Here is a 21,405-nt window from a genome sequence, read left to right as displayed (position 1 = left end):
AGCTCCTTAAATATTATGAGAGACCTTTCAATAATCATTGTTTCATTTAAAGGGTGGAACCGGCTGACAAAATGCCTTGAAGCACTGGACAGTTTCACAGGCAGGAGCTTTACTTCAGAAGTGATTGTGGTCGACAACAAATCTGATGATGAGACAATATATGAACTTGAAGAGAGGTTTTCTAAATTCAGGTTCATACACAATTCTATTAATGGCGGATTTGCTAACGGATGCAATATTGGAAGCAAAAATGCCTCAGGTGAATTTTTCCTGTTTCTGAATCCCGACACTATTGCCACTGAATCAGAACTTGAAAAGCTTCTTAACGTAGCAAGACAAAATCCCAATTATGGTATTGTCTCATGCCGGCAGGTGAATGAGCGGGGCAAAGAATCTCTCGCATCAGGTCCATTCCCTCATTTGTTTAATCTGACAGGATTTCAGCGATCATTTTATAATCGCCGCAAGCCACGCACTGCAAGCCTCACGCCTGATATTACTTTCCCCGATTGGATATCCGGCTCAGTAGTTATGATCCGGAGAGATGTTTTCAGGAAGATTGGTGGTTTTGATGAGGATTTCTGGATGTACTTTGAAGATGTTGACCTCTGCCGGAGAGTAAGGGATATTAAACTTGAAGTTGCTTGCTGCCGGAGTGTAACAATTGAGCATAATCATGGCGGAAGTTCAAGGATTAACCTGAAAACGGCCTCATTAACCAAGACTGAAGTTCATATTTCCAGACATGTATATATCTCGAAACATAAAACCGGGTTCAATAAATTTATAATACAGACATTCCTTGTGATAAATAATTTCATAAACGGGATAGTAACTGGTCTCCTCGGATTGCTCTTCTTTTTTATCCCTAAAATTTTTCTCAGGAGTGTGATTTTATTCAGGTTAACAAGGTATTATTTTGAATCACTCATCCACGGCTCCTGGATCAGTTCACGATCGGTGAACTTTAAAAACTGTTAAAAAACATTAATAATGATTCTATTCACAGGCATGTGAGAGAATTCTACAGAATTAAATTCTAATATTTGCAAATCTGTAAATGCTTATGAGAATATCATTTAAGAGAGGCAGTTTATGCAAAATACTAATAAGTAAATTTAACATTAAATGAAGAAATTATTTCTTGTCCTGGCAGCGTTGTTACCAGGATTCTTTTTAATATCTGATTGCTTTGCACAGGCAACCACTGAGGTTGATGAATCTAAGAGAAGCGGTGCCCTTAATCTCTTTGTCGATTGCAGGTCGTGCGATATGAACTATACCAGGCAGGAGATTCCGTACGTAAACTATGTGCGAGATACCAAGGAAGCAGAGGTATATTTACTTGTTACCAATCAACCTGCCGGAAGCGGCGGCCAGCAGTATACCCTGACTTATGAAGGGCTCGGAAAGTATAGAGGTATGAACGATACACTGGTTTATACAAGTAATCCGGATGAATCAAATACCCAGGTGCGGGAAAATAAGACCAACATTATGAAAATGGGTCTGATGCGCTATGTTGCAAGAACAAATGTATTTAACGAGGTTGTGATTTCAAATAATTCTGAAGTTGAAAAGGTAGAAGTAGTCGATAAATGGAATAACTGGGTGTTTGAATTACAGACCAGTCCTCGGTTTAATGCTGAAGAATCATATAACAGATTGTTTTTTTCTAACTCAGTCAATATCTCCAAGATAACTCCTGACATAAAACTGGAAATTGAATTTGACATGAATAATAATAAACAGAAGTTTATTGAAGATGATGGAACAGAGACTGTTTACCTGAGAACTGAGAGAAGAATAGATAATTTGTTTGTTAAAAGCTTAAATGAACATTGGTCAGCTGGACTGTTATGGGATCTGGGCGCTTCAACAAACGAGAATTATAAATTTAACACCGAGTTCCTTCCTTCAATAGAGTACGATATTTTTCCATATTCTGAAGCCACGCACAGACAGTTCAGATTTCTTTATAGTATTGGATACCAGTATAACAGCTATATAGATTCAACGATATTAAATCAAACCAGTGAAGGACTATTTAAGCATGAATTAAGAATGGCTTACCAGATCCAGAAAAAATGGGGTTCAGCAAATATATCTCTTACAGGATCAAATTATTTTCATGATTTCTCAAAAAATAAGATTGAACTTAACGGATTCATGCGACTGAGAATTGTAAAAGGATTATCATTATCGGTGAACGGGGGCGTGGCATACATCAACGATCAGCTGAACCTCGCAAAAGGCGATCTGTCAGAGGCAGAAAGGTTGCTCAGGCTTAAGGAGCAGGCTACAAATTTCAGTATTCAGGGTGGCGTTAGCCTTACATATACCTTTGGTTCTATCTACAATAATATTGTCAACCCGCGCTTTGGAAACGGTGGTGGCGGCGGCGGTGGTGGCGGTATGTATTAGCAATATTATTATCTTTATCGTCATGAAAATGACAATGAAGAAATAATATGTCCATGCACGAGAGGTTCAGATTTAAAACTAAAGATGAATTACTAAATAAGGCACTTGATCTGGGATTGGAATTGCCATTCAGTGACGAGATCTCTCCTCTCCTTCAGCCGGTTGAAATAGAAGGATTTATTGTTCCAAACAGACTTGTTGTTCAGCCAATGGAGGGATACGATTCCGAAGATGACGGTTCCCCTTCAGCCCTTACAAAAAGAAGATATATTCGTTATGCTGAAGGGGGTAGCGGAATGATTTGGTTTGAAGCAGTCTCTGTATCATCTGATGGCAGATCAAATCCCAGGCAATTATGGATAAACAGCGCCAACATTTCTGTATTTAAAGGACTTAATGAACTGTTGCGAAGTACTGCGAAAAAAAACGGGATAAACCCACTTCTTGTAATTCAGTTAACCCATTCCGGACGTTACAGTAAACCTGATGGTAAATCGCATCCTCTTGTTGCATCTTTAAATGAGACTCTTGATAAAGTTGTTCCCCATGTTTTAACAGATCCCGAGCTGACAGCAATTCAGGATCAGTATGTTGAAGCTGCAAAACTTGCTGCAGATGCCGGATATGATGCAATTGATTTAAAGGCTTGTCATGGCTACCTGATGATTGAAACACTTGCAGCCCGGTCGAGATTGAACAGTCTTTATGGCGGTCAAAATCCAGAAGAGAGATTTAGGTTTTTTCTTGAGACAATTGATAGAATCAAAACTGAAGTTCCGGGGATGGTGCTGACCACCAGGCTCAACATTTCCGACCTGTATAAAGGAGGATTCGGTGTAAATGAGGATGGCAGTTCAGATTTTACAGAGCCACTTTTGCTGGTAGAACAACTTGAAAAAAAAGGCATCAGACTGATCAATATAAGTATGGGAAGTCCGTATTATAATCCTCATGTTACAAGGCCTTATGATAATGCATTACCCGGACAAACAGTACCTGACGAACATCCCATGACCGGTGTAATAAAGATGATCAGCGGTACAGCCTTATTTCAGAAAAGGTTTCCGGAATTGTATTTTATAGGATCGGCATATTCCTGGCTGAGGCAATTTGCCCCGAATGTCGGGGCTGCAGTAATAAAAAACGGAGGGGCTGCTTTTATTGGTTTTGGAAGAGGGTCATTTGCATATCCTTCGATGCCTTTGGATCTGATCAAGGATGGTAAGGCAGATCCTGCAAAAGTCTGTATAGCGTGTTCCGGATGTACCAGGCTCATAAGGAATCTCCGTCCAGGAGGTTGTGTTATTCGCGATAAGGAGATATATGGTAAAGAACTTAAAAAACTTATCGATGAAAAGTGAAAATATAATTCTTAATTGTTATTCAATTACATGTTATAGCATTAACACACTCATAATCGGAAGCGGGGCAGCTGCTCTCAATGCTGCAGTAACTCTTCATAAGCTGGGTCAGGAGGATATCCTGATCGCAACTGCGCAGTGGGGAGGAGGTACCTCCAACAATGCCGGTTCTGATAAACAAACTTACTATAAACTATCTGTCAGCGGGATGGAGCCAGACTCTGTGGCTGATATGGCAAAGGATCTTTTTAATGGTCACTGTATGCATGGGGATATAGCACTTTGTGAGGCTCAGGGCTCAATACAGGCATTCATGAACCTGGTTAGTCTGGGTGTTAAGTTCCCTCACGACAAGTATGGTGCATGGGCCGGGTATAAGACTGATCACGATAGCAGAGGAAGGGCAACTTCGGTTGGTCCGTATACAAGCAGAAAAATGTTTGAGGTACTTGCAGAGGAGGTCAGGCGGCGTGGAATAGAAACACTCGACAGCCATCATTGCATTAAACTTTTAACCGACATATCAGGGCAGAAAGTTGTAGGAGCCCTGGCAATTAACACTGCAGAAAAGGATTATAAAAAAGCATTTGTTCTGTTTAACTCAACAAATGTTTTACTTGGAACCGGTGGTCCGGCCGGATTATATGAGACTTCGGTATATCCTCATTCTCAAAACGGATCGATTGGTATGGCATTAAGTGCAGGTGCAACAGCGCAGAATCTAACAGAATCCCAATTTGGAATTGCCTCAGTTAAATTCAGATGGAATCTCTCGGGGAGTTATCAGCAGGCAATGCCGCGATATGTTTCCACAGATAAAAATCTTGGTGATGAAAAGGAGTTTCTGAATGAATTCTTCCCGGATATCAGAACTCTTGCAAAAGCAATTTTCCTGAAAGGATATCAATGGCCATTTGATCCCCGTAAAGTTAAGGATTACGGATCATCACTGATTGATATTCTTGTTGACAGGGAAATAAATGAAAAAGGCCGATTAGTGTTTCTTGATTATCGAACGAACCCGTCATTTATTAATAAAGAATCTTTTTCCCTGAATAATCTTGATCCTGAAGTTGAGAATTTTCTTAGCAACTCAAATGCACTTAAGGATAGTCCCATAGAACGGCTGCGCTCACTTAATGAACCGGCAGTAAATCTTTATCTCGAACATGGAATAGATCTTGAAAAAGAGCTTCTTCAGATTGCAGTGTGTGTACAACATAATAATGGAGGTTTAAAGGCAAATATCTGGTGGGAATCTGATTTAAGGCATCTCTTTCCCGTTGGCGAAGTAAATGGGTCTCATGGGGTTTATCGTCCAGGCGGATCTGCTCTTAATTCAGGTCAGGTAGGCAGTTACAGGGCGGCACTCTTTGTTTATAATAAGTACAACGGGTTGCCTCCGGAGCTGAAGGAATTTCTTTCCGGAGCAGGAACAAGTGTAACGGATACACTTAATTTTGCCGATAAATGGATGAAAAGCGGACTTGTTGAAAATATCAATAAGTATCTGAAGGAAATCAGGATAAGGATGTCAGAATCAGCCGGTATCTTTCGCGACAGTATCAGAATAGAAAAAGCAGTTAATCAGGCCGGAGAGCTGTTGAAACAGTTACCCGACAGTATCGGGGCATCATCGGTAAATGATCTTGCCAGCGCATTTCAGGTTTTGGATAACTGCATTGCTCATCTGGTTTACCTGGAAGCAATAAAATATTATATCAACAAAGGGGGAAGAAGCAGGGGTTCGTTTATTGTTACAGTAGCAGGAATCAAAACTGATCCGGAGTTGTGCGGGTATGACAGAGATGTTGAAAAGGACATTATAGAAGCAGTGATCAGGCAGGCAAAGATCATCATTACATCTAATAAAGTCAGAGAGATTCCTGAACAGAATCTCTGGTTTGAAAAGGTGTGGAAAGAATATAATGAAGATATTTTTACTGATTGTTGACAAAGTCGGGCAAATTACTACCTTTAAAGCCGGATTTACTGAAAAACCTGATTAACTCTTTACGTATGAATGACAAACCTGTAGCTGTCATTACAGGCGCCAGCAGAGGAATAGGCAGGTCGGTTGCAATCGCATTAGCTGCCGAGGGTTTTGACATTGCAGCCATAGCTCGTTCAACAGACAGTGAGGGGATGGAGATTCTGGGTCCTGAGGTTGAAAAAAGAGGTTCGCAATTCTTTCCTATAGGTCTCGACATTTCATGTACAGGTTGCCAGAAAGAAGTTGTTTCCAATATTCTTGAGAGATACGGCAGGATTGACGTTCTGATAAATAATGCAGGAGTTGCCCCGCTTCAGAGAAATGATGTCCTTGACATGACAGAGGAGAGTTATGAAAGGGTGATGAGCATCAATCTTAAGGGGCCGGTGTTCTTTGCCCAGAAAATAGCCAAAGAGATGATCTGGCTGAAACCTCAGATTTCACATTATAATCCGGTTATTGTTTTTATGACTTCCGTTTCAGCTGATATGTCCTCAACAAACAGGGCGGAGTATTGCATATCAAAAGCAGGACTGAGTATGGCAACAACTGTCTTTGCCGACAGGTTATCGAGGGAAGAGATACTTGTTTTTGAAGTACGTCCGGGTATTATTCAGACCGATATGACCGCTAAAATCAAGGATAAATACGACAAACTTATCAGTGAAGGGTTAGTTCCACAGAAAAGGTGGGGTCTGCCTGAAGATATTGGCAAAGCAGTTGCTTCTATTGCAAGAGGTGACTGGAATTTCTCTACAGGAATGGTTTTTGAGATAAGTGGCGGACTAAATATCAGAAAACTGTAAGGTGCTGTTCTAAAGCACTTTTAAAACTCTTTTTTACTTTATCCTAATGCAGATTGAACAAAAGGAAAACTCCTTTTGTTTATTAGTCAAATTCAAAATTGATAAAAATGAAAAGAGCACTATTATTATTTGCATTTACAGCTTTACTTGTGTCAAATGTTGTTGCACAGAGTAAATTAAACGCTGATACAGAGAAAACCAAATTACTCTGGTTGGGTGAAAAAGTAACCGGCGAGCATAACGGGACTATTAATCTTAAATCGGGCTGGCTGAACTGGCAGGATAACAAAATTGTTTCAGGAGAGTTTTTAATTGATATGGCATCTATTAAAGATGCTGATGGAAGCGCAAACCTTGAAGGGCATCTGAAATCTGATGATTTTTTTGGAGTTGAAAAATTTCCGACTGCAAAACTTGTTTTGACCGGAAGTACTGCATTTGACAAAGGTACAGGTGTTGTTAAGGGAACGTTGACTATTAAAGATTCAACAAATCCTATTGAGTTTAAAAGTACAATGCAGAAGAAAGATGATGGCGTATGGTTTTTTGCCAATATAGTTGTTGACAGGACCAAATATAATGTTCGTTACGGTTCAGGCTCATTCTTCGATAACCTTGGAGACAAAACAATCTACGACGAATTCAAACTGAAAGTGAATCTACTGGTTAAATAGGAAGGAAGACGGAAGACTGGAGACGGAAGACGGAAAGAATTGCGGATTGCGGAATTGGGATTGCGGAATTATAAATCCGAAATCCGAAATCCAAAATTTTCTTCCGTCTTCTGTCATTCTAATTATTGGGTTCCTCCACTTTTCTGCTATTTAAAGCATAGTAAGTAATAACTGCAAAACAAATCAACGGAATAACATAGGAGTAATTAATACTGCCTGTTAGATCTGATACTTTTCCCTGGAGAAAAGTCACAACTGCTCCTCCAAGGATTGCCATAATGAGTCCGGATCCTCCTATTTTAGTGTCATCACCAAGTCCTATTACTGCCTGTCCAAATATAGTGGGGAACATAAGTGACATGAATCCTGAAATAGAGACCAGAGCAATTACACCAACCATACCATTACCAAAAATTACAATCAAAGTACTTATAATCGCCATAATCGAAGCAAAAGCAAGCAGGGAAGATGGTTTGAAATATTTCATAAGAAATGTAAAAACAAACCTCGATGAAGCAAATAGAATTAGTGATGCCACATAGTAAGTTGCAGCGACTTCCTCAGGCGTTTTCCCGGCGGCTAGCTGAATTTTTTCAAGGTTGAGGGATGACATAGCATAACGAATTGTGAATGACCACACTCCAATTTGGGCGCCTACGTAGAAAAATTGTGCAATAACCCCCATTACATAATTCTTATTTTTAAGTAATCTGGCAACCGTTGGTTTAAAATCTACAGCTGAACCCATATCTGAACCGCGTGGCATTTTTACTGCAAGTATTAACAACCACAGAACGAGCAGCAGGATACCTACAGTTACGTAGGTCATTGTAACTGCATTCAATTCAGTGTTTTGTATGTTCTGTAGGACAGAAGCAGACATTGCCTCCCTGTCTGTGGCAGATGCCCTGTTAAGTTGTGAAAGAATAAATATCTGACTTATTACCACTCCCATTATTGATCCAAGAGGATTAAAAGACTGGGCAAGGTTTAGTCTTCGGGTACCGGTGCTCTCGCTTCCCATTGAAATAATGTAGGGATTTGCAGCTGTTTCGAGGATTGAAAGTCCTCCAAACAATATCCACAGGGCTCCGAGAAAATGAAAGTAATTGCCAGTAAGTTTAGCCGGGAAGAACAATAAACAACCAATAATGTATAGTCCGAGGCCTAATATTACACCTGACTTGTAGGAGTACTTTTTTATAAAAATAGCTGCAGGTAACGCGAAGATAAAATAACCTAACCCATAGCAGGAGATTTGAATAAGAGAGGTTCTTGCATCTGTCATGCTCATAATCCTCTTAAATGCTGCCAGGAGGGTATCAGTCATATTATTAGCAAGTCCCCAGAAGAGAAATAATGATGTTATAAGTATAAATGGAACAAGATTGCCCGGAGCAATTAGTTTTTCTTTGATCTTTGTGGTATTCATTTTGCTGAAGATATATAGTTACTGATAATTTTGGAAGTTAAAAGTGGTAAAAAATTATCAATCCTTATTACAAACCTGAGAATTTTAATACCAGAATTACTTTTCTTTCCTGCATTTTCAAAATCCATTTATAATTATGAATTATTGCAAGGTTCATGATAATATTTATCTTTGACCTATTAAATACCTGATAATCTGTTTAACAAGAAGAAAATAGAAGTAAAACAAAACTATACTTCAGGAGACCTTGAAAACCTGATTTCGTTTTTTAATTCTACTCCTGATATACTCTTTGTATTCGATTTATCCGGATTCATAATTGAAGCAAACAAGACTGCCTGCGATAAGCTTCAATATAAAAAGGAAGAACTTCTGGGTAAATCGCGGAATATGATTTACCAGCCAGAACGGCATGAAGATGTAGACAGATGTCTTGAAGAAAATCTCACAGGAAAAAGAAGCCATTGCCCTCTCCCTCTCTTATCTAAAAAGGGTGAATTATTATATGTTGAGACAAAGCTGTCGCATGGAATCTGGAACGGTTCTGAAGTGATCTTTTCTGTTGGTAAGGATATAACAGAAAAGCTAAAAACCGAAGAACTCTTAAAAAGAAGCGAAGAGAAATACAGAAAGATCTTTGAAAATATTCAGGATATTTTTTATCAGTCTGATCTTACCGGCAGAATCACTGAAATCAGTCCATCTATTGAACGCTATTCCGGCTATAAACCGGAAGAGCTGATAGGTATGAAGATTGAGGATGTTTATCTCAATCCGGGCGACAGAGGTGAGTTGCTTAAGGTCCTTTCCGAGAAGGGAGAGATTGAAGATTACATTGTTAATTTAAGAACAAAAGACAATCGTCTTGTACATGTATCGGCAAATATCCATCTGCTTTTTGATTCAGAAGGCAAGCCTACCGGAGTAGAAGGTTCATTGAGAGATGTTTCGGAAAGAATTGCTGCTCAGGAAAAGTTAAGGGAGAGCGAGCAACTCCTCAGAAAACAAAATGAAGAGTATGCTGCACTGAATGAAGAGCTGAAAAAGAGAAATGATGAAATCCTGAGGATTAATAAGGAGCTGCAGCAGGCATCAGATATCTTTATGAATATCCGGACAGGGTTGCATATTTATCATCTTGAAAATGTTGATGATGATTCTACTTTGCGAATGATTGCAGTTAATCCTGCAGCTGAAAGACTTACAGGTATAGCGGCGGGTGATGTGGTTGGAAAGACACTTGATGAAAACTTCCCAGGGCTCAGGGCAAAGGGGATACCGGCCGATTATGCCAATGTTGTCAGAACAAAAATTTCAAAGCAATTTGAAGACATAACATATGGAGATAACAGGGTTATTGATGGAGCTTTTTCATTCAATGCTTTTCCGCTGCCTGATAATTGTGTCGGGATCTCATTTGAAAATGTAACAGAACAGGTTAGAGCCAGTGAAGCAATAATTGAAAGCAACAGGCAGCTTAAATCGGCAAAAGAGAAAGCTGAAGAGAGCGACAGACTGAAATCAGCATTTCTGGCAAACATGAGCCACGAGATACGTACTCCGATGAATGGCATTGTGGGTTTTTCTGTTATGCTGGCAGATCCGACACTTCCAAAAGATACCAGAGATGCATATATTAAAATTGTGAATTCAAGCTGCGACCAGCTGTTACATATTGTTAATGACATAATAGATATTTCCAGGATAGAAGCAGGCCAGATAGACCTTACTGAATCTACATTTGATCTCATTGAATTAATAGATGAGGTAATCTCTTTCTATGAGCTCGCAGCTAAAGAAAAGGGGATTGGACTGATAAAAGAACCTATACCGGAAATCCTTTCTGATAATCCTTTAGTTCGATCCGACCGTACAAAGATCAGGCAGGTACTCGACAACCTTCTGAGTAATGCAGTGAAATTTACTCATTCAGGGAGAATATCTTTCAGATGCAGTGTTCCGGGTGACTTCATTTTGGTTGAAATTGAAGACACTGGCATTGGAATTGAAAAAGAATTGCAGGGTGTGGTATTTGAAAGGTTCCGTCAGGTTGAGACTTCTTTTTCAAGACAATACGGAGGAACAGGACTTGGCCTTTCAATTACGAAAGCATACATTGAAAAGATGGGAGGTGATTTACAACTTACCTCAGAACTGGGAAGAGGATCTGTATTTTCTGTCAGGCTTCCGTATAAGCCTGTAAAAAATGGGGAGAAGACTGAACGGAGGGATCTGAAAAGGGCCGAATTGAAAAAAGGAATAACAGTCCTTGTTGTTGAGGATGAAGAGATTAACTGGCTTTATCTGAATGAGATTCTAAAAAAGAGTGTAACAACAATCAATGCTGTTAATGGTAAGCAGGCAATGGATTTTATAAAAAAGTATCCCGAAATCAGTGTTGTCCTGATGGATATTAAATTACCCGATATAAATGGTCTTGAGCTCACAGGAATGATGAAGGAATTAAATAGTAATCTGAAGATAATAGCTCAGACTGCATTTGCTCTGGCAGGTGACAGGGAAAAGGCATTTGAAGCAGGATGCTCTGGATATATTACCAAACCGGTCGATAAAGAGGAGCTGTTAAAACTGATTGCCCTTAATTCATAAGCCAGAAGTATCTTAAAAAAAAAGTCCTGACGAATCAGGACTTTTTTGCTCCCCAGGTAAGACTCGAACTTACGACCCACGGATTAACAGTCCGTTGCTCTAACCAACTGAGCTACTGAGGAAGATATTTATAAAAGAACTTGCCATATTTTAGCAGGCCAAAAGTAAGGGCTTTTAGTGAATTAAGCAATATCTTTGACAAAAATTTTTAAAATGAAAAAAATCCTTGGTATTGGTAATGCATTGGTCGACGTAATGACCATGGTAAATGATGATTCAATTCTATCGAAGTTTGAGTTGCCAAAAGGCAGCATGCAGCTTGTCGATGAGACCAAATCCAAATTGGTAAAGTCTGAAACAGTTAACTTTAACAGAATTATGACATCTGGCGGATCAGCAGCAAACACAATACACGGATTAGCAATGTTGGGTGCAAAAACTGGTTTCATAGGATCAATCGGGAAAGATGAAACAGGTGATTTTTTTGAGAAGGATATGAAATATGCGGGCATAAATACTATGCTTATCAGGCGTGATACAGTTACCGGAACAGCAATTGCTATGATCTCTCCTGACTCTGAAAGAACATTTGCAACTCATCTGGGAGCTGCAGTTGAACTCAGTGCAAATGATCTGAAATCTGAATATTTTAAGGGGTATGACATACTTTATCTGGAGGGTTATCTGATTCTTAATAAACTACTTGTAGAGACTGCCTGTCAGATGGCAAAACAGAATAACATGAAAATAGCCCTTGATCTTGCCAGCTTTAATGTTGTTGATGCAATGCTTTCTGATTTTAGAGAGATTGTTGAAAAATATGTAGACATTGTTTTTGCCAATGAGGAGGAGGCGAAGTCATTCACCGGGTTATCTCCGGAAGAAGCTCTGTTAAACCTTTCACAGATGTGTGAAATTGCAGTAGTTAAAGTGGGCAGTGAAGGATCGTGGGTAAAAAGAGGCGAGGAAATCATTAAAATTGGAACAGCACAGGTCTCACTTAAGGATACAACGGGTGCAGGTGATCTCTATGCATCAGGATTCCTGTATGGATATTCCAGTGGTAAAAATCTTGAGGTATGCGGTCAGTATGGATCTCTTTTGGCTGGACATGTAATAGAAATTGTTGGTGCAAGAATGGACCACAATAAATGGAAAATTATTACAGCAGCTGTAGCAGAAATTGAATAATCCGGAATGATTTCGTTGTTATGTAAGGAATGGTCGCGACCATTCCTTACAATTATAGTTTTGGTAATTTATACCCGTTATTGTATACAGGTGTTATAAGTTTGTTTGCAGTTTCAGTCTTGAAAGATTGCTTTGTATCATCCCAGTATACTTTCTCTCCGGTACGGTAAGCGACATTCCCCATTTGAGCAACCAGGGCAACTCTCCTTCCGATTTCAATTCCGGCATTAAGTTTCTGGGGTGTATTGTTTTTTATACAGTCGAGCCAGTTTTTAGTATGTATGTCGAGTCCAACTCCAACATTTTTCTGCACAGGAACAGCTTCGATCCTGGTCTTCTCCGGTACTACTTCCCATCCCTTACGATCGAGAATCAGGGTTCCGTTCTCTCCGATATATGACATTCCGTGAGGTCTTGACCAGTTACCCAAACCGATACCAATTGTATGTTCCCAGATCATTGTGAAATCTTTGAAATCATATACGGCTGTCATTGTATCCGGAGTTACCATGGCATCATCAGGGAATGCATACTTTCCTCCGATAGCCATAACAGACTCCGGAATACTCTTACCCATTCCATAAAGTATATAATCAATTAAGTGTACACCCCAGTCGGTCATGAGCCCGTTGCCATATTCCCAGAACCATCTCCAGGTAAAATGGAAGCGATTGAGATTAAACGGGATTTTTGGTGCCGGACCTAGCCACAGATTATAGTCTACACCTTCCGGAACAGCTGAATCCGCAACTTTTGGTACAGCCCCTTTCCAGTCGACATACGACCATGCCTTGCAGGTACGGATGCGTCCAAGCTTTCCTGATTTTACATAATTTATAGCATCCACAAAGTGAGGCTGGCTTCTCTGCCACTGTCCTACCTGTACAATTTTACCATATTTCTGGACAGCTTTGTGCATTATATTGATTTCGGCAATGGAATTACCAATAGGTTTTTCAACATAAACATGTTTTCCGGCTGCAAGCGAATCAACGAACTGAAGACAATGCCAATGGTCGGGAGTTCCTATAATAACAAGGTCAATATCTTTGTTCTCGAGCATTTTACGGTAATCAACATAAAGCTTTGGCTGAGGGAAACCCAGCTTAATCAGGGCATCAGTCTGGTTTGTAAGAATATTTTTATCTATATCGCATAGAGCAACGCACTCTACTTCAGGGTTTTTGAGTAAAGAGACAAGGTCAGCAAAACCCTGACTCCTAGCTCCTATAAGACCAACCTGTATTTTATCGTTTGCGGAAATGCCAAGTCTGGCTTTTGATAGTGCGTCGAGTGAAATAACACTGCCAGCCGCAACAACTGATGCAGTTTTAATAAAATCTCTGCGTGAAGAACTCATGGTATTTATTATTTTTATTAATAAGAATGGCAAGGTAATACATAATTTTAAAATGTATAAACGCGGGCCTCTTAAAAATATTTAAAATTCAGAATTGCTATTGATATTATTATGTAAGGAAGGGTCACGACCCTTCCCTACATAAAACCATGGTCGCGACCATGTACAACATTATTATTGAACCGGTTTGAATATCAGGTCAACAACATCGGCCTTTTTGAACATTAGACCGGAAATCTTTTTGATATCTTTTACTGTGAATGATTTTAAAATGTTTTCATAGTTTGCCGGATCGTTAGAGTTGATGCCGAAGCTGTAATACCTGCTTAAGACAGTTAGCCAGTAGGAGTTATGCATTTTGTTCTCTTCCCTAGTCTTTAACAGATTGCTTACTGCTTTGTCGAGATTCTCCTGACTCGGACCATTTTTAACAATATTATCAATCTCGCGATAAATGATAGCTTTTAAGTCATTAGCCCTGGCAGGGTCACAATCGAATGTTATCATACCTTCTGCCAGCTCGGTTGGTCTTTTCTGTGTAGCCAGAGATACACCAACACCATATGTTCCGCCTTCATCTTCTCTTACTTTTTCAGTATAAACCAAATCGAGAATACCTTTTAGTACTTCAAGGCCCAAATAATTATAGGGAGTATATTTCATCTCCTGAGCAAATGAAAGGTAAACTGTGGATTTTGGGATTGTCAGAGGCATTGCAATTTCTTTTATTATTTTTCCATCCGGCTGCTCAATCTTTCTGTCTATCCATGTTTCTTTTCTTCCGGTTGAAGGAAGAGATCCAATATACTTTTCCACCATCGGTATTACTGCTTCTTTTTCAATGTTCCCGACTATGAAGAATGTGAATTCATCCGCATTGTTATATCTGTCGGTATATAATTTCTGAATATCTTCGAGAGTGATTTTCCCAATTGTCTCTTTTGAGAGGATGGGAGTTCTGGGATTGTATCCGGTTGTAATCATCGAAATGCTATCGCTCTTGATCTTATTGGGATCTTTTTCCATATTCCCTATCATGCCTGCAAATCTTCCGATTACTGCATCATGGGCAACCTTATCGAAACGTGGTTTAGCTATCCGAAGGTAAAGAAGCTGCATCATCGTTTCAAAGTCTTTTGGAGTACAGGTCCCGCTGAGTGATTCAACTGTTTCCGACATGCCAACACTTACGTTTGCTTTCTTGCCGGCAAGCATTTTCTGCAATGTAACATTGTCATAATCGCCTGTCCCGTACATCGGCAGTATAGCTGAAAGGAGATTGGCCGGAAGAACCAGGTTATTATCAAGTTTTGACATTCCTCCGAAACTGAATGCAGAAAGTAAAATATTATCCTTTTCATAATCTGCCTTTTTGAAGATCACCTTTGTATTATTGGAGAGAGTCCATTCTACTGCGTCAAACTGTGGAAGAAGTACTGTATTAACTATTTTGGATCCTTTGAGTTCTTCATTTATTAAAGATTCAGAGAGAGTTTTTTCCTCATATGGTGAAAGTTGTGCGTTTTTAACTTTGGCAAGAATATCCAGAGCCTCCTGTTCTGTTAAATGTTTAACACCTTCACCTTCAAGACCTTGTACAATGATAGTCCTGTTCTCATCTATCATCAGTTCTTTAAAGCGTGCAGAGATCTCTTCAACTGTTATTCCTTCAATAACCTGTTTCAGAAATTCATAATCGAAATCCATTGAGGTAAGAGGCTCCCCGGTTAAGAAATAGTTCTGTATGCCGGAGACATAAGTGTCATTGTCTATTTTGTCCTTCTGTTTGAATCTGTTCTCGAAATCAGACAGCATCCTTGCTTTTGCGCGGGTTAGCTCACCTTTTGTGAATCCGAATCGTTTAGCTCTTTCTGCTTCTGTATAGATTCCCTCCAGGGCAATGGCTTCCTCATTCTGACGGGCAGTAGCGTCGATAGATAATGCATCATAACCTCTAGCATAATGTCCTCCGAAAGAAACTGAACCTGAAACAAAGGGCGGATTTTCTTTCTGCAGGAGTTCGTTCACCCTTGTATTGATCATTGAATTCATAAGAGAAATAACATGACTGTCGCGAATATATTTCTGATTTTTCTCAGCCGGAGGCACTGCCTTATGCAGCACAAGTACTTCAACCGAAGTTTGCGGAGCTTCCTTATCAGCAGCAAGCACATAATAAGTTTCTTTATGATATGGCACTTCAATCATATTACGGGGGGCAGGGTTTTCTGCGGGGGGAATTGTGCTGAAAATTGTCTTAATGCTCTTCTCAACTTCTTCAACGTTTATATCTCCAACGATAGCAATGGCCTGAAGGTCGGGACGATACCATTTTTTATAATAATCACGTAAAGTGTTATATGAAAAGTTTTTAATAACATCCAGACTTCCGATAATATCTCTTTCGGCGTATTTCGTTCCTTTATAAATTACAGGAATCACATCAAATATCATTCTTCTGCTTGCAGTTTTAGAAGTTCGGTATTCTTCACTGATAACTCCGCGTTCCAGGTCAATCTCTTTTTCAGAAAGGGTTAAATAATGTGACCAGTCGTTAAGAATCAACAGACATGAGTCAACAAGTCCGGGGACTTCTACCGGAACATTTGTTAGGTTATATACTGTTTCATCAAACCCAGTATAGGCATTTATATTCCTTCCAAATGAGACACCATGCTTTTCAAGTCCGCTGATAATACCTTTTCCCGGGAAATGAGTTGTACCATTAAACGCCATATGTTCCAGAAAATGTGCGAGACCATTCTGATCATCATTTTCAAGTATTGCACCTACATTCTGGATGATATAGAAGCTTGCCCTCTTTTCCGGTTCTTTATTATTGCGGATAAAATAAGTAAGCCCGTTACTAAGTTTCCCGGTCTTTATTAGAGGGTCAATGGGTGCCTGTTTGTTAAGGTCAGTCTGACCGTATGTCCCGGCAGATAGCAATACAACAACAAAAAGGATCAATAAAGATTTAATAGTTTTCATAAATAACAGTTTAGTACGTAAATAAAATTTACAGACATCAGTATTGCAGCCTGATGAACAGTAAAATTAGAAAACAGATTGCAAAAATTCAAATATTTTTAAAACAGACCATGCAGCTCAGCATTGATTTTGTCTATAACTTCGCTGAGATGGGCATTGTTATTAGGGAAGTTATAATGGTCAGCCTCTATGATCAGTACCTTTCCAAGATTATATGTTTCCATCCAGGCTTCATATCTCTCATTAAGCCTTTTAAGGTAGTCGATACGTATAGAACTCTCATATTCTCTTCCTCTTTTCTGGATCTGGTTCACAAGTGTTGGCACAGATGCCCTCAGGTAAAGGAGTAAATCGGGTGGTTTAACCAGCGAACTCATCATCTTAAAGAGGGTGGAGTAATTGTCAAAATCACGAGTCGACATTAAACCCATCGAATGAAGGTTGGGAGCGAAAATATAGGCATCTTCGTATATGGTTCTGTCCTGAATAATTGTCTTATCAGATTTTCTTATTTCAAGTATCTGGCTGAAGCGTGAATTGAGAAAATAGATCTGAAGATTAAACGACCATCGCTGCATGTCTTCATAAAAGTCGTTAAGGTATGGATTGTCATCAACATCCTCATAATGAGCCATCCACCCGTATTGTTTTGCCAGAAGTCCGGCAAGAGTTGTTTTTCCCGATCCGATATTTCCTGCGATAGCTATATGCATAATTCAATAATTTAATCAGAATATAAAATTAGTAAAAAAAAAGTGCCCTGAGTGCCTAAAATGCCTAAAGTGACTAAAGTTGAGAAATATTACATAAATCTTCAATATACTCACGTGTATTTGATAGACGGGGTACCTTGTTCTGTCCTCCAAGCTTGTTTTTAGCCTTCAGCCATTTGCTGAAAGTTCCTCCTGGTACTGATTTTACTAAAGGCATAACAAGATTGAGGTCCTTATGCCTTTTTGCCTCGTAATCTGAATTTACAGACTGAAGAGACCTGTCAAGACATTCAGCAAAAAAGGCCAGATCAGCAGGTTCTTTTTCAAATTCAATTATCCATTCATGGGACCCTTTTGATGAGGCATTCATGAATACAGGTCCTGCCGAATATTCAGATATAAGTGCGCCTGTAGCTTTGCAGGCTAAGTCAAGAGCCTTATCTGCATTGTCAACTATTACCTCTTCTCCGAACACGTTTATAAACTGTTTTGTTCTGCCTGATATCCTGAACCTGAAAGGATTAAGGCATGTAAAGACAACTGTATCGCCCATCATATATCTCCATAACCCGCCATTGGTAGATATAATTATAGCGTAGTTTACCCCTGTTTCCACATCACCCAATGAATAAACAGGTGGAGATGAGAAGGTTACTTTATCAGCAGGTATAAACTCATAAAATATTCCATAGTCGAGCATAAGAAGCATATCGCTCTTCTCCGGGTCATCCTGGATTCCGAAAAATCCCTCCGAAGCATTATATGTTTCCATATACCTCATCTGGTCTCCAGGAATAAGTTTCTGATATTGTTCCCTGTAAGGGGTGAAGCTGATTCCTCCATGGAAAAATACTTCAAGATCGGGCCATATATCAAGCAGGTTTGATTTTCCTGTATAGGCAAGAATCTGTTTGATTAAGACGAGGTACCATGAGGGAACACCTGATATGTTTGTAACATTTTCATTTACACATGATTTTGTTATCAGGTCAAGCTTCTCTTCAAAGTCCTCGAGAAGAGCAATCCTTTGTTTAGGAGTTCTGATGATTTCAACCCAGAAAGGAGCATTTTCAATAAGTATAGCAGAAAGGTCGCCGTACAGGGAATCACTGTTAAACTGATTAATACGGTGACTGCCTCCAAGTGTAAGACTCTTTCCTGAAAATATCTTAGTATCAGGATACTGCATTGTATAGATAATGAGAATATCCTTGCCGGCTCTGTAATGGCAATCCTCAAGAGCCTCGGCACTCATTGGAATGAATTTGCTTTTTGAAGACGTGGTACCCGAAGATTTTGCAAACCATTTTATTTCACCTGGCCAGAGAAGATTGTTCTCTCCTTTGCGCAGTCTTTCAACATAGGGTATCAGATCTTCATATGTCTGCACAGGAAATCTAGACTGGTAATCTCTGACCGATGTTATTGATGAATAATTATACTTTTTCCCCCATTCTGTTGAAGCTGCTCTGGCAAGAAGCTTGTACAATGCCTCCTGTTGGGTCTCAACAGGATATTTCTTAAACAGCTCTATTTGATCTATACGCTTTTTATTCAGCCAGTTAACAATAGAGGGAATGATCGACATTATATTTTTCTTTGATCATTAAAGATAGAAAAAATACTTTATGGATTCTGTGTGAAATTAACTGAAAACCTCTTTAAGCACTTCAAGAGATTTTATTTTTCTCAGACCGGGCAAATGCATTGAGTAGTACTTTACCAGCGTCTCAAGCACTTCATTACGAAGTAGTCCGGTTAGTGATATGGAGTCACATTCTTCGTACGAGGAAGAGAAAAAACCAGCCAGGATATCAGATACTTCATTGCTTGCATAAAAACCATGTATTGGCGGAACAGGAACAAAAGCACCGTTTTTCAGATCAAAATACTGATCATCAATACCTGACCGAAGGGACGGCTCAAACCCCAGATAGCTGCTTAGTCCGGCAAGAAAGGCAATATGGAAATTTGCATAACCCTCACTGCTTTTGTCAAAATATATAATTGATTCCTCTATAAAGTCGAACATCTCCTCATGCGGGCTCTCTTCTTTTAATACTGATGTAAGTACTTCTCCAAGAAAAATTGCCACAACACTTTTTTTAATATTGGAATGTATGTTATACGGAGTGAAGGCAACAGAGAACTCTTTCATTGCCTGCATCTCGCGTGACGATTTATACTGCATCTCAATTTCGAGGATAAAAAGAGGCTGAAATAAAATATTATGCTTTCCTGCTTTCTTATTTCTCATCCCTCTGATAAGGAATGATTGTCTGCCAAAATTTCTTGTATAGAGCTGTGCGACAATACCAGAGTCGGTGTATTTAATCTGATGAAGTACTATTCCCCGTGTTTTCTCAAGCATGATAAACTGCGTAAATTTTCAAATATAAAATTATTATATTTACTGATCATTCAACTGTACTATGACAGTAACAAATAATGAGGAGCTCGTTAAAAGGATTGCCCGGCTTGCCAAACAGAACCAGGAACTTGAAGAACATATCAAGAAACTTGAAAAACTGAATGAAAAGCTTACAAGGGACAATGAAAAAATTAAAGCTCTTTATGAGAAGGTCTCTCCGGAAGGATTAAAAGATCTCAGTGATGGTGATAAAAAAGAACGATCGCTTAAATTTAATATGGCGACAGTTCTATTTGCCGACATTCACGGCTTCTCAAAACTTGTTGAAGGAATGGATTCTTCAGCTGTTATGGATGAGCTTGATGAGATCCTTTTTGAATTTGACTCAATCGTTACAAGGTTTAAAATAGAAAAGATCAAGACTATTGGCGACACTTATATGTGTGCCGGAGGTATCCCTGTAAAAAACATTACTAACCCGATTGATGTTGTAATGGCCGCTATGGAAATGAGGAATTTCCTTAAGAAGTACGAAACAGAAAAAAGGGGGGGCGATAAGAGCATCTGGGATCTCAAAATAGGAATTCATACTGGTCCGGTTACCGCAACCATATCAGGAAAGAAAAAAGTAAATTACGACATAAAAGGCGATACGGTAAATACAGCCAGCAGAGTTGAGGCAGTATCAGATAACGGAATGATCCTGATCTCTGTCATGACATACGAGCTGGTAAAAGAGTTCTTTGATTGCGAGTACTTCGGGAAGCTCCCGGTTAAGTACAAAGGAGATCTTCAGATGTACCGGGTAAAGGGGCTTAAAGCTGAATTCTCAGTCGATGGTGAAGGTGTATTACCCAACGATGCATTCAGAATCAAGTTTGGACTAATTCAGTTTACCGATATTCAGGAGATTATTCTGGATAAACTGGAAAGGGAACTGCCTGATTACCTGTATTATCATAATGTTAAACATACTGTTGATGTGGTGACTGAGGTTGAACTCATTGGCTGGGGCGAGGGATGCACCGATGAAGAGATTCTGCTTCTGAAAACAGCCGGACTATTCCACGATGCCGGGCACACAGTTGCATATGACAACCATGAATTTTATGGTACGGAACTGGCACGTGAAATGTTACCAAAATTCAATTATTCACCCGAACAGATTGACAGGATCTGTTCAATTATAATGGCAACAAAACTTCCTCCGAGGCCAACAAATCTTCTTGAGAATATTATATGCGATTCTGACCTTGATTACCTGGGAAGAAGTGATTTCATCCCGGTTTCGAATACTCTTTATGAGGAGCTTAAAGCGCAGAACAAGATGGGATCGCTTAATGACTGGAATAAGATTCAGGTGAAATTTATATCAGGGCACCAGTATTTCACAGCAACTGCCCGAAGCCTCCGGGAGGTAAATAAGCAATTACAGATCGAGAGGATCCAAAGCCTTATTACAGAATAAATATTTGGATT

15 protein-coding genes and 1 tRNA gene are annotated in these 21,405 nt (G+C 39.4%); 9 read left to right on the top strand and 7 right to left on the bottom strand.

Annotated features, from left to right (window positions below; genetic code table 11):
• The first annotated feature begins 15 nt into the window (after positions 1–15).
• The 6 genes from IPJ16_00880 to IPJ16_00855 all read left to right on the top strand — a co-directional run bounded on the left by IPJ16_00880 (position 16) and on the right by IPJ16_00855 (position 7,258).
• Positions 16–981 carry a glycosyltransferase family 2 protein gene (locus tag IPJ16_00880; GenBank protein ID MBK7625753.1) on the top strand — a complete coding sequence of 322 codons (966 nt, stop codon included), beginning with the start codon at positions 16–18 and terminating at the stop codon, positions 979–981.
• Between the two features lie 147 nt (positions 982–1,128).
• Positions 1,129–2,424 carry a hypothetical protein gene (locus IPJ16_00875; protein ID MBK7625752.1) on the top strand — a complete coding sequence of 432 codons (1,296 nt, stop codon included), beginning with the start codon at positions 1,129–1,131 and terminating at the stop codon, positions 2,422–2,424.
• 47 nt (positions 2,425–2,471) lie between these two features.
• Positions 2,472–3,785, top strand: coding sequence for a hypothetical protein (locus IPJ16_00870; protein MBK7625751.1), 1,314 nt, complete (start codon positions 2,472–2,474; stop codon positions 3,783–3,785).
• On the top strand, positions 3,775–5,739 hold the full coding sequence (locus tag IPJ16_00865) for an FAD-binding protein (GenBank protein ID MBK7625750.1): 1,965 nt from the start codon (positions 3,775–3,777) through the stop codon (positions 5,737–5,739). Before IPJ16_00870 ends, IPJ16_00865 begins: the two co-directional genes overlap by 11 nt.
• Positions 5,740–5,804: 65 nt before the next feature.
• A complete protein-coding gene (locus IPJ16_00860; protein MBK7625749.1) occupies positions 5,805–6,584 on the top strand; it encodes a 3-ketoacyl-ACP reductase in 780 nt (259 codons plus the stop codon).
• A 107-nt stretch (positions 6,585–6,691) separates the two neighbouring features.
• On the top strand, positions 6,692–7,258 hold the full coding sequence (locus IPJ16_00855) for a YceI family protein (protein ID MBK7625748.1): 567 nt from the start codon (positions 6,692–6,694) through the stop codon (positions 7,256–7,258).
• Between the two features lie 118 nt (positions 7,259–7,376).
• On the opposite strand, the gene fucP is transcribed toward IPJ16_00855, so the two are convergent.
• Positions 7,377–8,690: an L-fucose:H+ symporter permease gene (fucP, locus tag IPJ16_00850; protein ID MBK7625747.1), complete on the bottom strand. Its 1,314-nt coding sequence runs from the start codon at positions 8,688–8,690 to the stop codon at positions 7,377–7,379.
• Between the two features lie 390 nt (positions 8,691–9,080).
• Here fucP and IPJ16_00845 point away from each other — a divergent pair, with 390 nt between their 5' ends.
• Entirely contained in the window at positions 9,081–11,300 is a 2,220-nt protein-coding gene (locus IPJ16_00845; protein MBK7625746.1) for a PAS domain S-box protein, read from the top strand.
• 48 nt (positions 11,301–11,348) lie between these two features.
• Here IPJ16_00845 and IPJ16_00840 read toward each other — a convergent pair.
• Positions 11,349–11,422 (bottom strand) — tRNA-Asn (locus IPJ16_00840).
• 91 nt (positions 11,423–11,513) lie between these two features.
• Here IPJ16_00840 and IPJ16_00835 point away from each other — a divergent pair.
• Entirely contained in the window at positions 11,514–12,491 is a 978-nt protein-coding gene (locus tag IPJ16_00835; GenBank protein MBK7625745.1) for an adenosine kinase, read from the top strand.
• A 52-nt stretch (positions 12,492–12,543) separates the two neighbouring features.
• Here IPJ16_00835 and IPJ16_00830 read toward each other — a convergent pair whose 3' ends face one another.
• The 5 genes from IPJ16_00830 to recO all read right to left on the bottom strand — a co-directional run bounded on the left by IPJ16_00830 (position 12,544) and on the right by recO (position 19,926).
• The gene (locus tag IPJ16_00830; GenBank protein ID MBK7625744.1) at positions 12,544–13,851 is read right to left on the bottom strand and encodes a Gfo/Idh/MocA family oxidoreductase; all 1,308 of its coding nucleotides are present in this window, start codon (positions 13,849–13,851) and stop codon (positions 12,544–12,546) included.
• Positions 13,852–14,025: 174 nt separating this feature from the next.
• The gene (locus IPJ16_00825) at positions 14,026–16,842 is read right to left on the bottom strand and encodes an insulinase family protein (protein MBK7625743.1); all 2,817 of its coding nucleotides are present in this window, start codon (positions 16,840–16,842) and stop codon (positions 14,026–14,028) included.
• 98 nt (positions 16,843–16,940) lie between these two features.
• The gene (locus tag IPJ16_00820; protein MBK7625742.1) at positions 16,941–17,555 is read right to left on the bottom strand and encodes a deoxynucleoside kinase; all 615 of its coding nucleotides are present in this window, start codon (positions 17,553–17,555) and stop codon (positions 16,941–16,943) included.
• Positions 17,556–17,628: 73 nt separating this feature from the next.
• Positions 17,629–19,143: a GH3 auxin-responsive promoter family protein gene (locus IPJ16_00815; GenBank protein MBK7625741.1), complete on the bottom strand. Its 1,515-nt coding sequence runs from the start codon at positions 19,141–19,143 to the stop codon at positions 17,629–17,631.
• A gap of 57 nt (positions 19,144–19,200) precedes the next feature.
• Entirely contained in the window at positions 19,201–19,926 is a 726-nt protein-coding gene (gene recO / locus IPJ16_00810) for a DNA repair protein RecO (GenBank protein ID MBK7625740.1), read from the bottom strand.
• Positions 19,927–19,987: 61 nt separating this feature from the next.
• Between recO and IPJ16_00805 the strand changes: the two genes are divergently transcribed.
• Complete coding sequence (locus IPJ16_00805; protein MBK7625739.1) at positions 19,988–21,394, top strand: HD domain-containing protein; 1,407 nt, start codon at positions 19,988–19,990, stop codon at positions 21,392–21,394.
• The last annotated feature ends 11 nt before the right edge of the window (positions 21,395–21,405 follow it).

The organism is Bacteroidales bacterium, assembly GCA_016709865.1.
Lineage (GTDB): Bacteria > Bacteroidota > Bacteroidia > Bacteroidales > VadinHA17 > LD21.
Note: the sequence above shows the minus strand (reverse complement) of the source record. Positions and strands in the feature narration are given on the sequence as shown.

Bases quoted from the DNA above. Each gene is read 5' to 3' on its own strand.
- fucP (MBK7625747.1), bottom strand. From the start codon at position 8,690: ATGAATACCACAAAGATCAAAGAAAAACTAATTGCTCCGGGCAATCTT.
- IPJ16_00855 (MBK7625748.1), top strand. From the start codon at position 6,692: ATGAAAAGAGCACTATTATTATTTGCATTTACAGCTTTACTTGTGTCA.
- IPJ16_00825 (MBK7625743.1), bottom strand. From the start codon at position 16,842: ATGAAAACTATTAAATCTTTATTGATCCTTTTTGTTGTTGTATTGCTA.
- IPJ16_00845 (MBK7625746.1), top strand. From the start codon at position 9,081: ATGATTTACCAGCCAGAACGGCATGAAGATGTAGACAGATGTCTTGAA.
- IPJ16_00870 (MBK7625751.1), top strand. From the start codon at position 2,472: ATGTCCATGCACGAGAGGTTCAGATTTAAAACTAAAGATGAATTACTA.
- IPJ16_00875 (MBK7625752.1), top strand. From the start codon at position 1,129: ATGAAGAAATTATTTCTTGTCCTGGCAGCGTTGTTACCAGGATTCTTT.
- IPJ16_00815 (MBK7625741.1), bottom strand. From the start codon at position 19,143: ATGTCGATCATTCCCTCTATTGTTAACTGGCTGAATAAAAAGCGTATA.
- recO (MBK7625740.1), bottom strand. From the start codon at position 19,926: ATGCTTGAGAAAACACGGGGAATAGTACTTCATCAGATTAAATACACC.
- IPJ16_00820 (MBK7625742.1), bottom strand. From the start codon at position 17,555: ATGCATATAGCTATCGCAGGAAATATCGGATCGGGAAAAACAACTCTT.
- IPJ16_00835 (MBK7625745.1), top strand. From the start codon at position 11,514: ATGAAAAAAATCCTTGGTATTGGTAATGCATTGGTCGACGTAATGACC.
- IPJ16_00880 (MBK7625753.1), top strand. From the start codon at position 16: ATGAGAGACCTTTCAATAATCATTGTTTCATTTAAAGGGTGGAACCGG.
- IPJ16_00860 (MBK7625749.1), top strand. From the start codon at position 5,805: ATGAATGACAAACCTGTAGCTGTCATTACAGGCGCCAGCAGAGGAATA.
- IPJ16_00865 (MBK7625750.1), top strand. From the start codon at position 3,775: ATGAAAAGTGAAAATATAATTCTTAATTGTTATTCAATTACATGTTAT.
- IPJ16_00805 (MBK7625739.1), top strand. From the start codon at position 19,988: ATGACAGTAACAAATAATGAGGAGCTCGTTAAAAGGATTGCCCGGCTT.
- IPJ16_00830 (MBK7625744.1), bottom strand. From the start codon at position 13,851: ATGAGTTCTTCACGCAGAGATTTTATTAAAACTGCATCAGTTGTTGCG.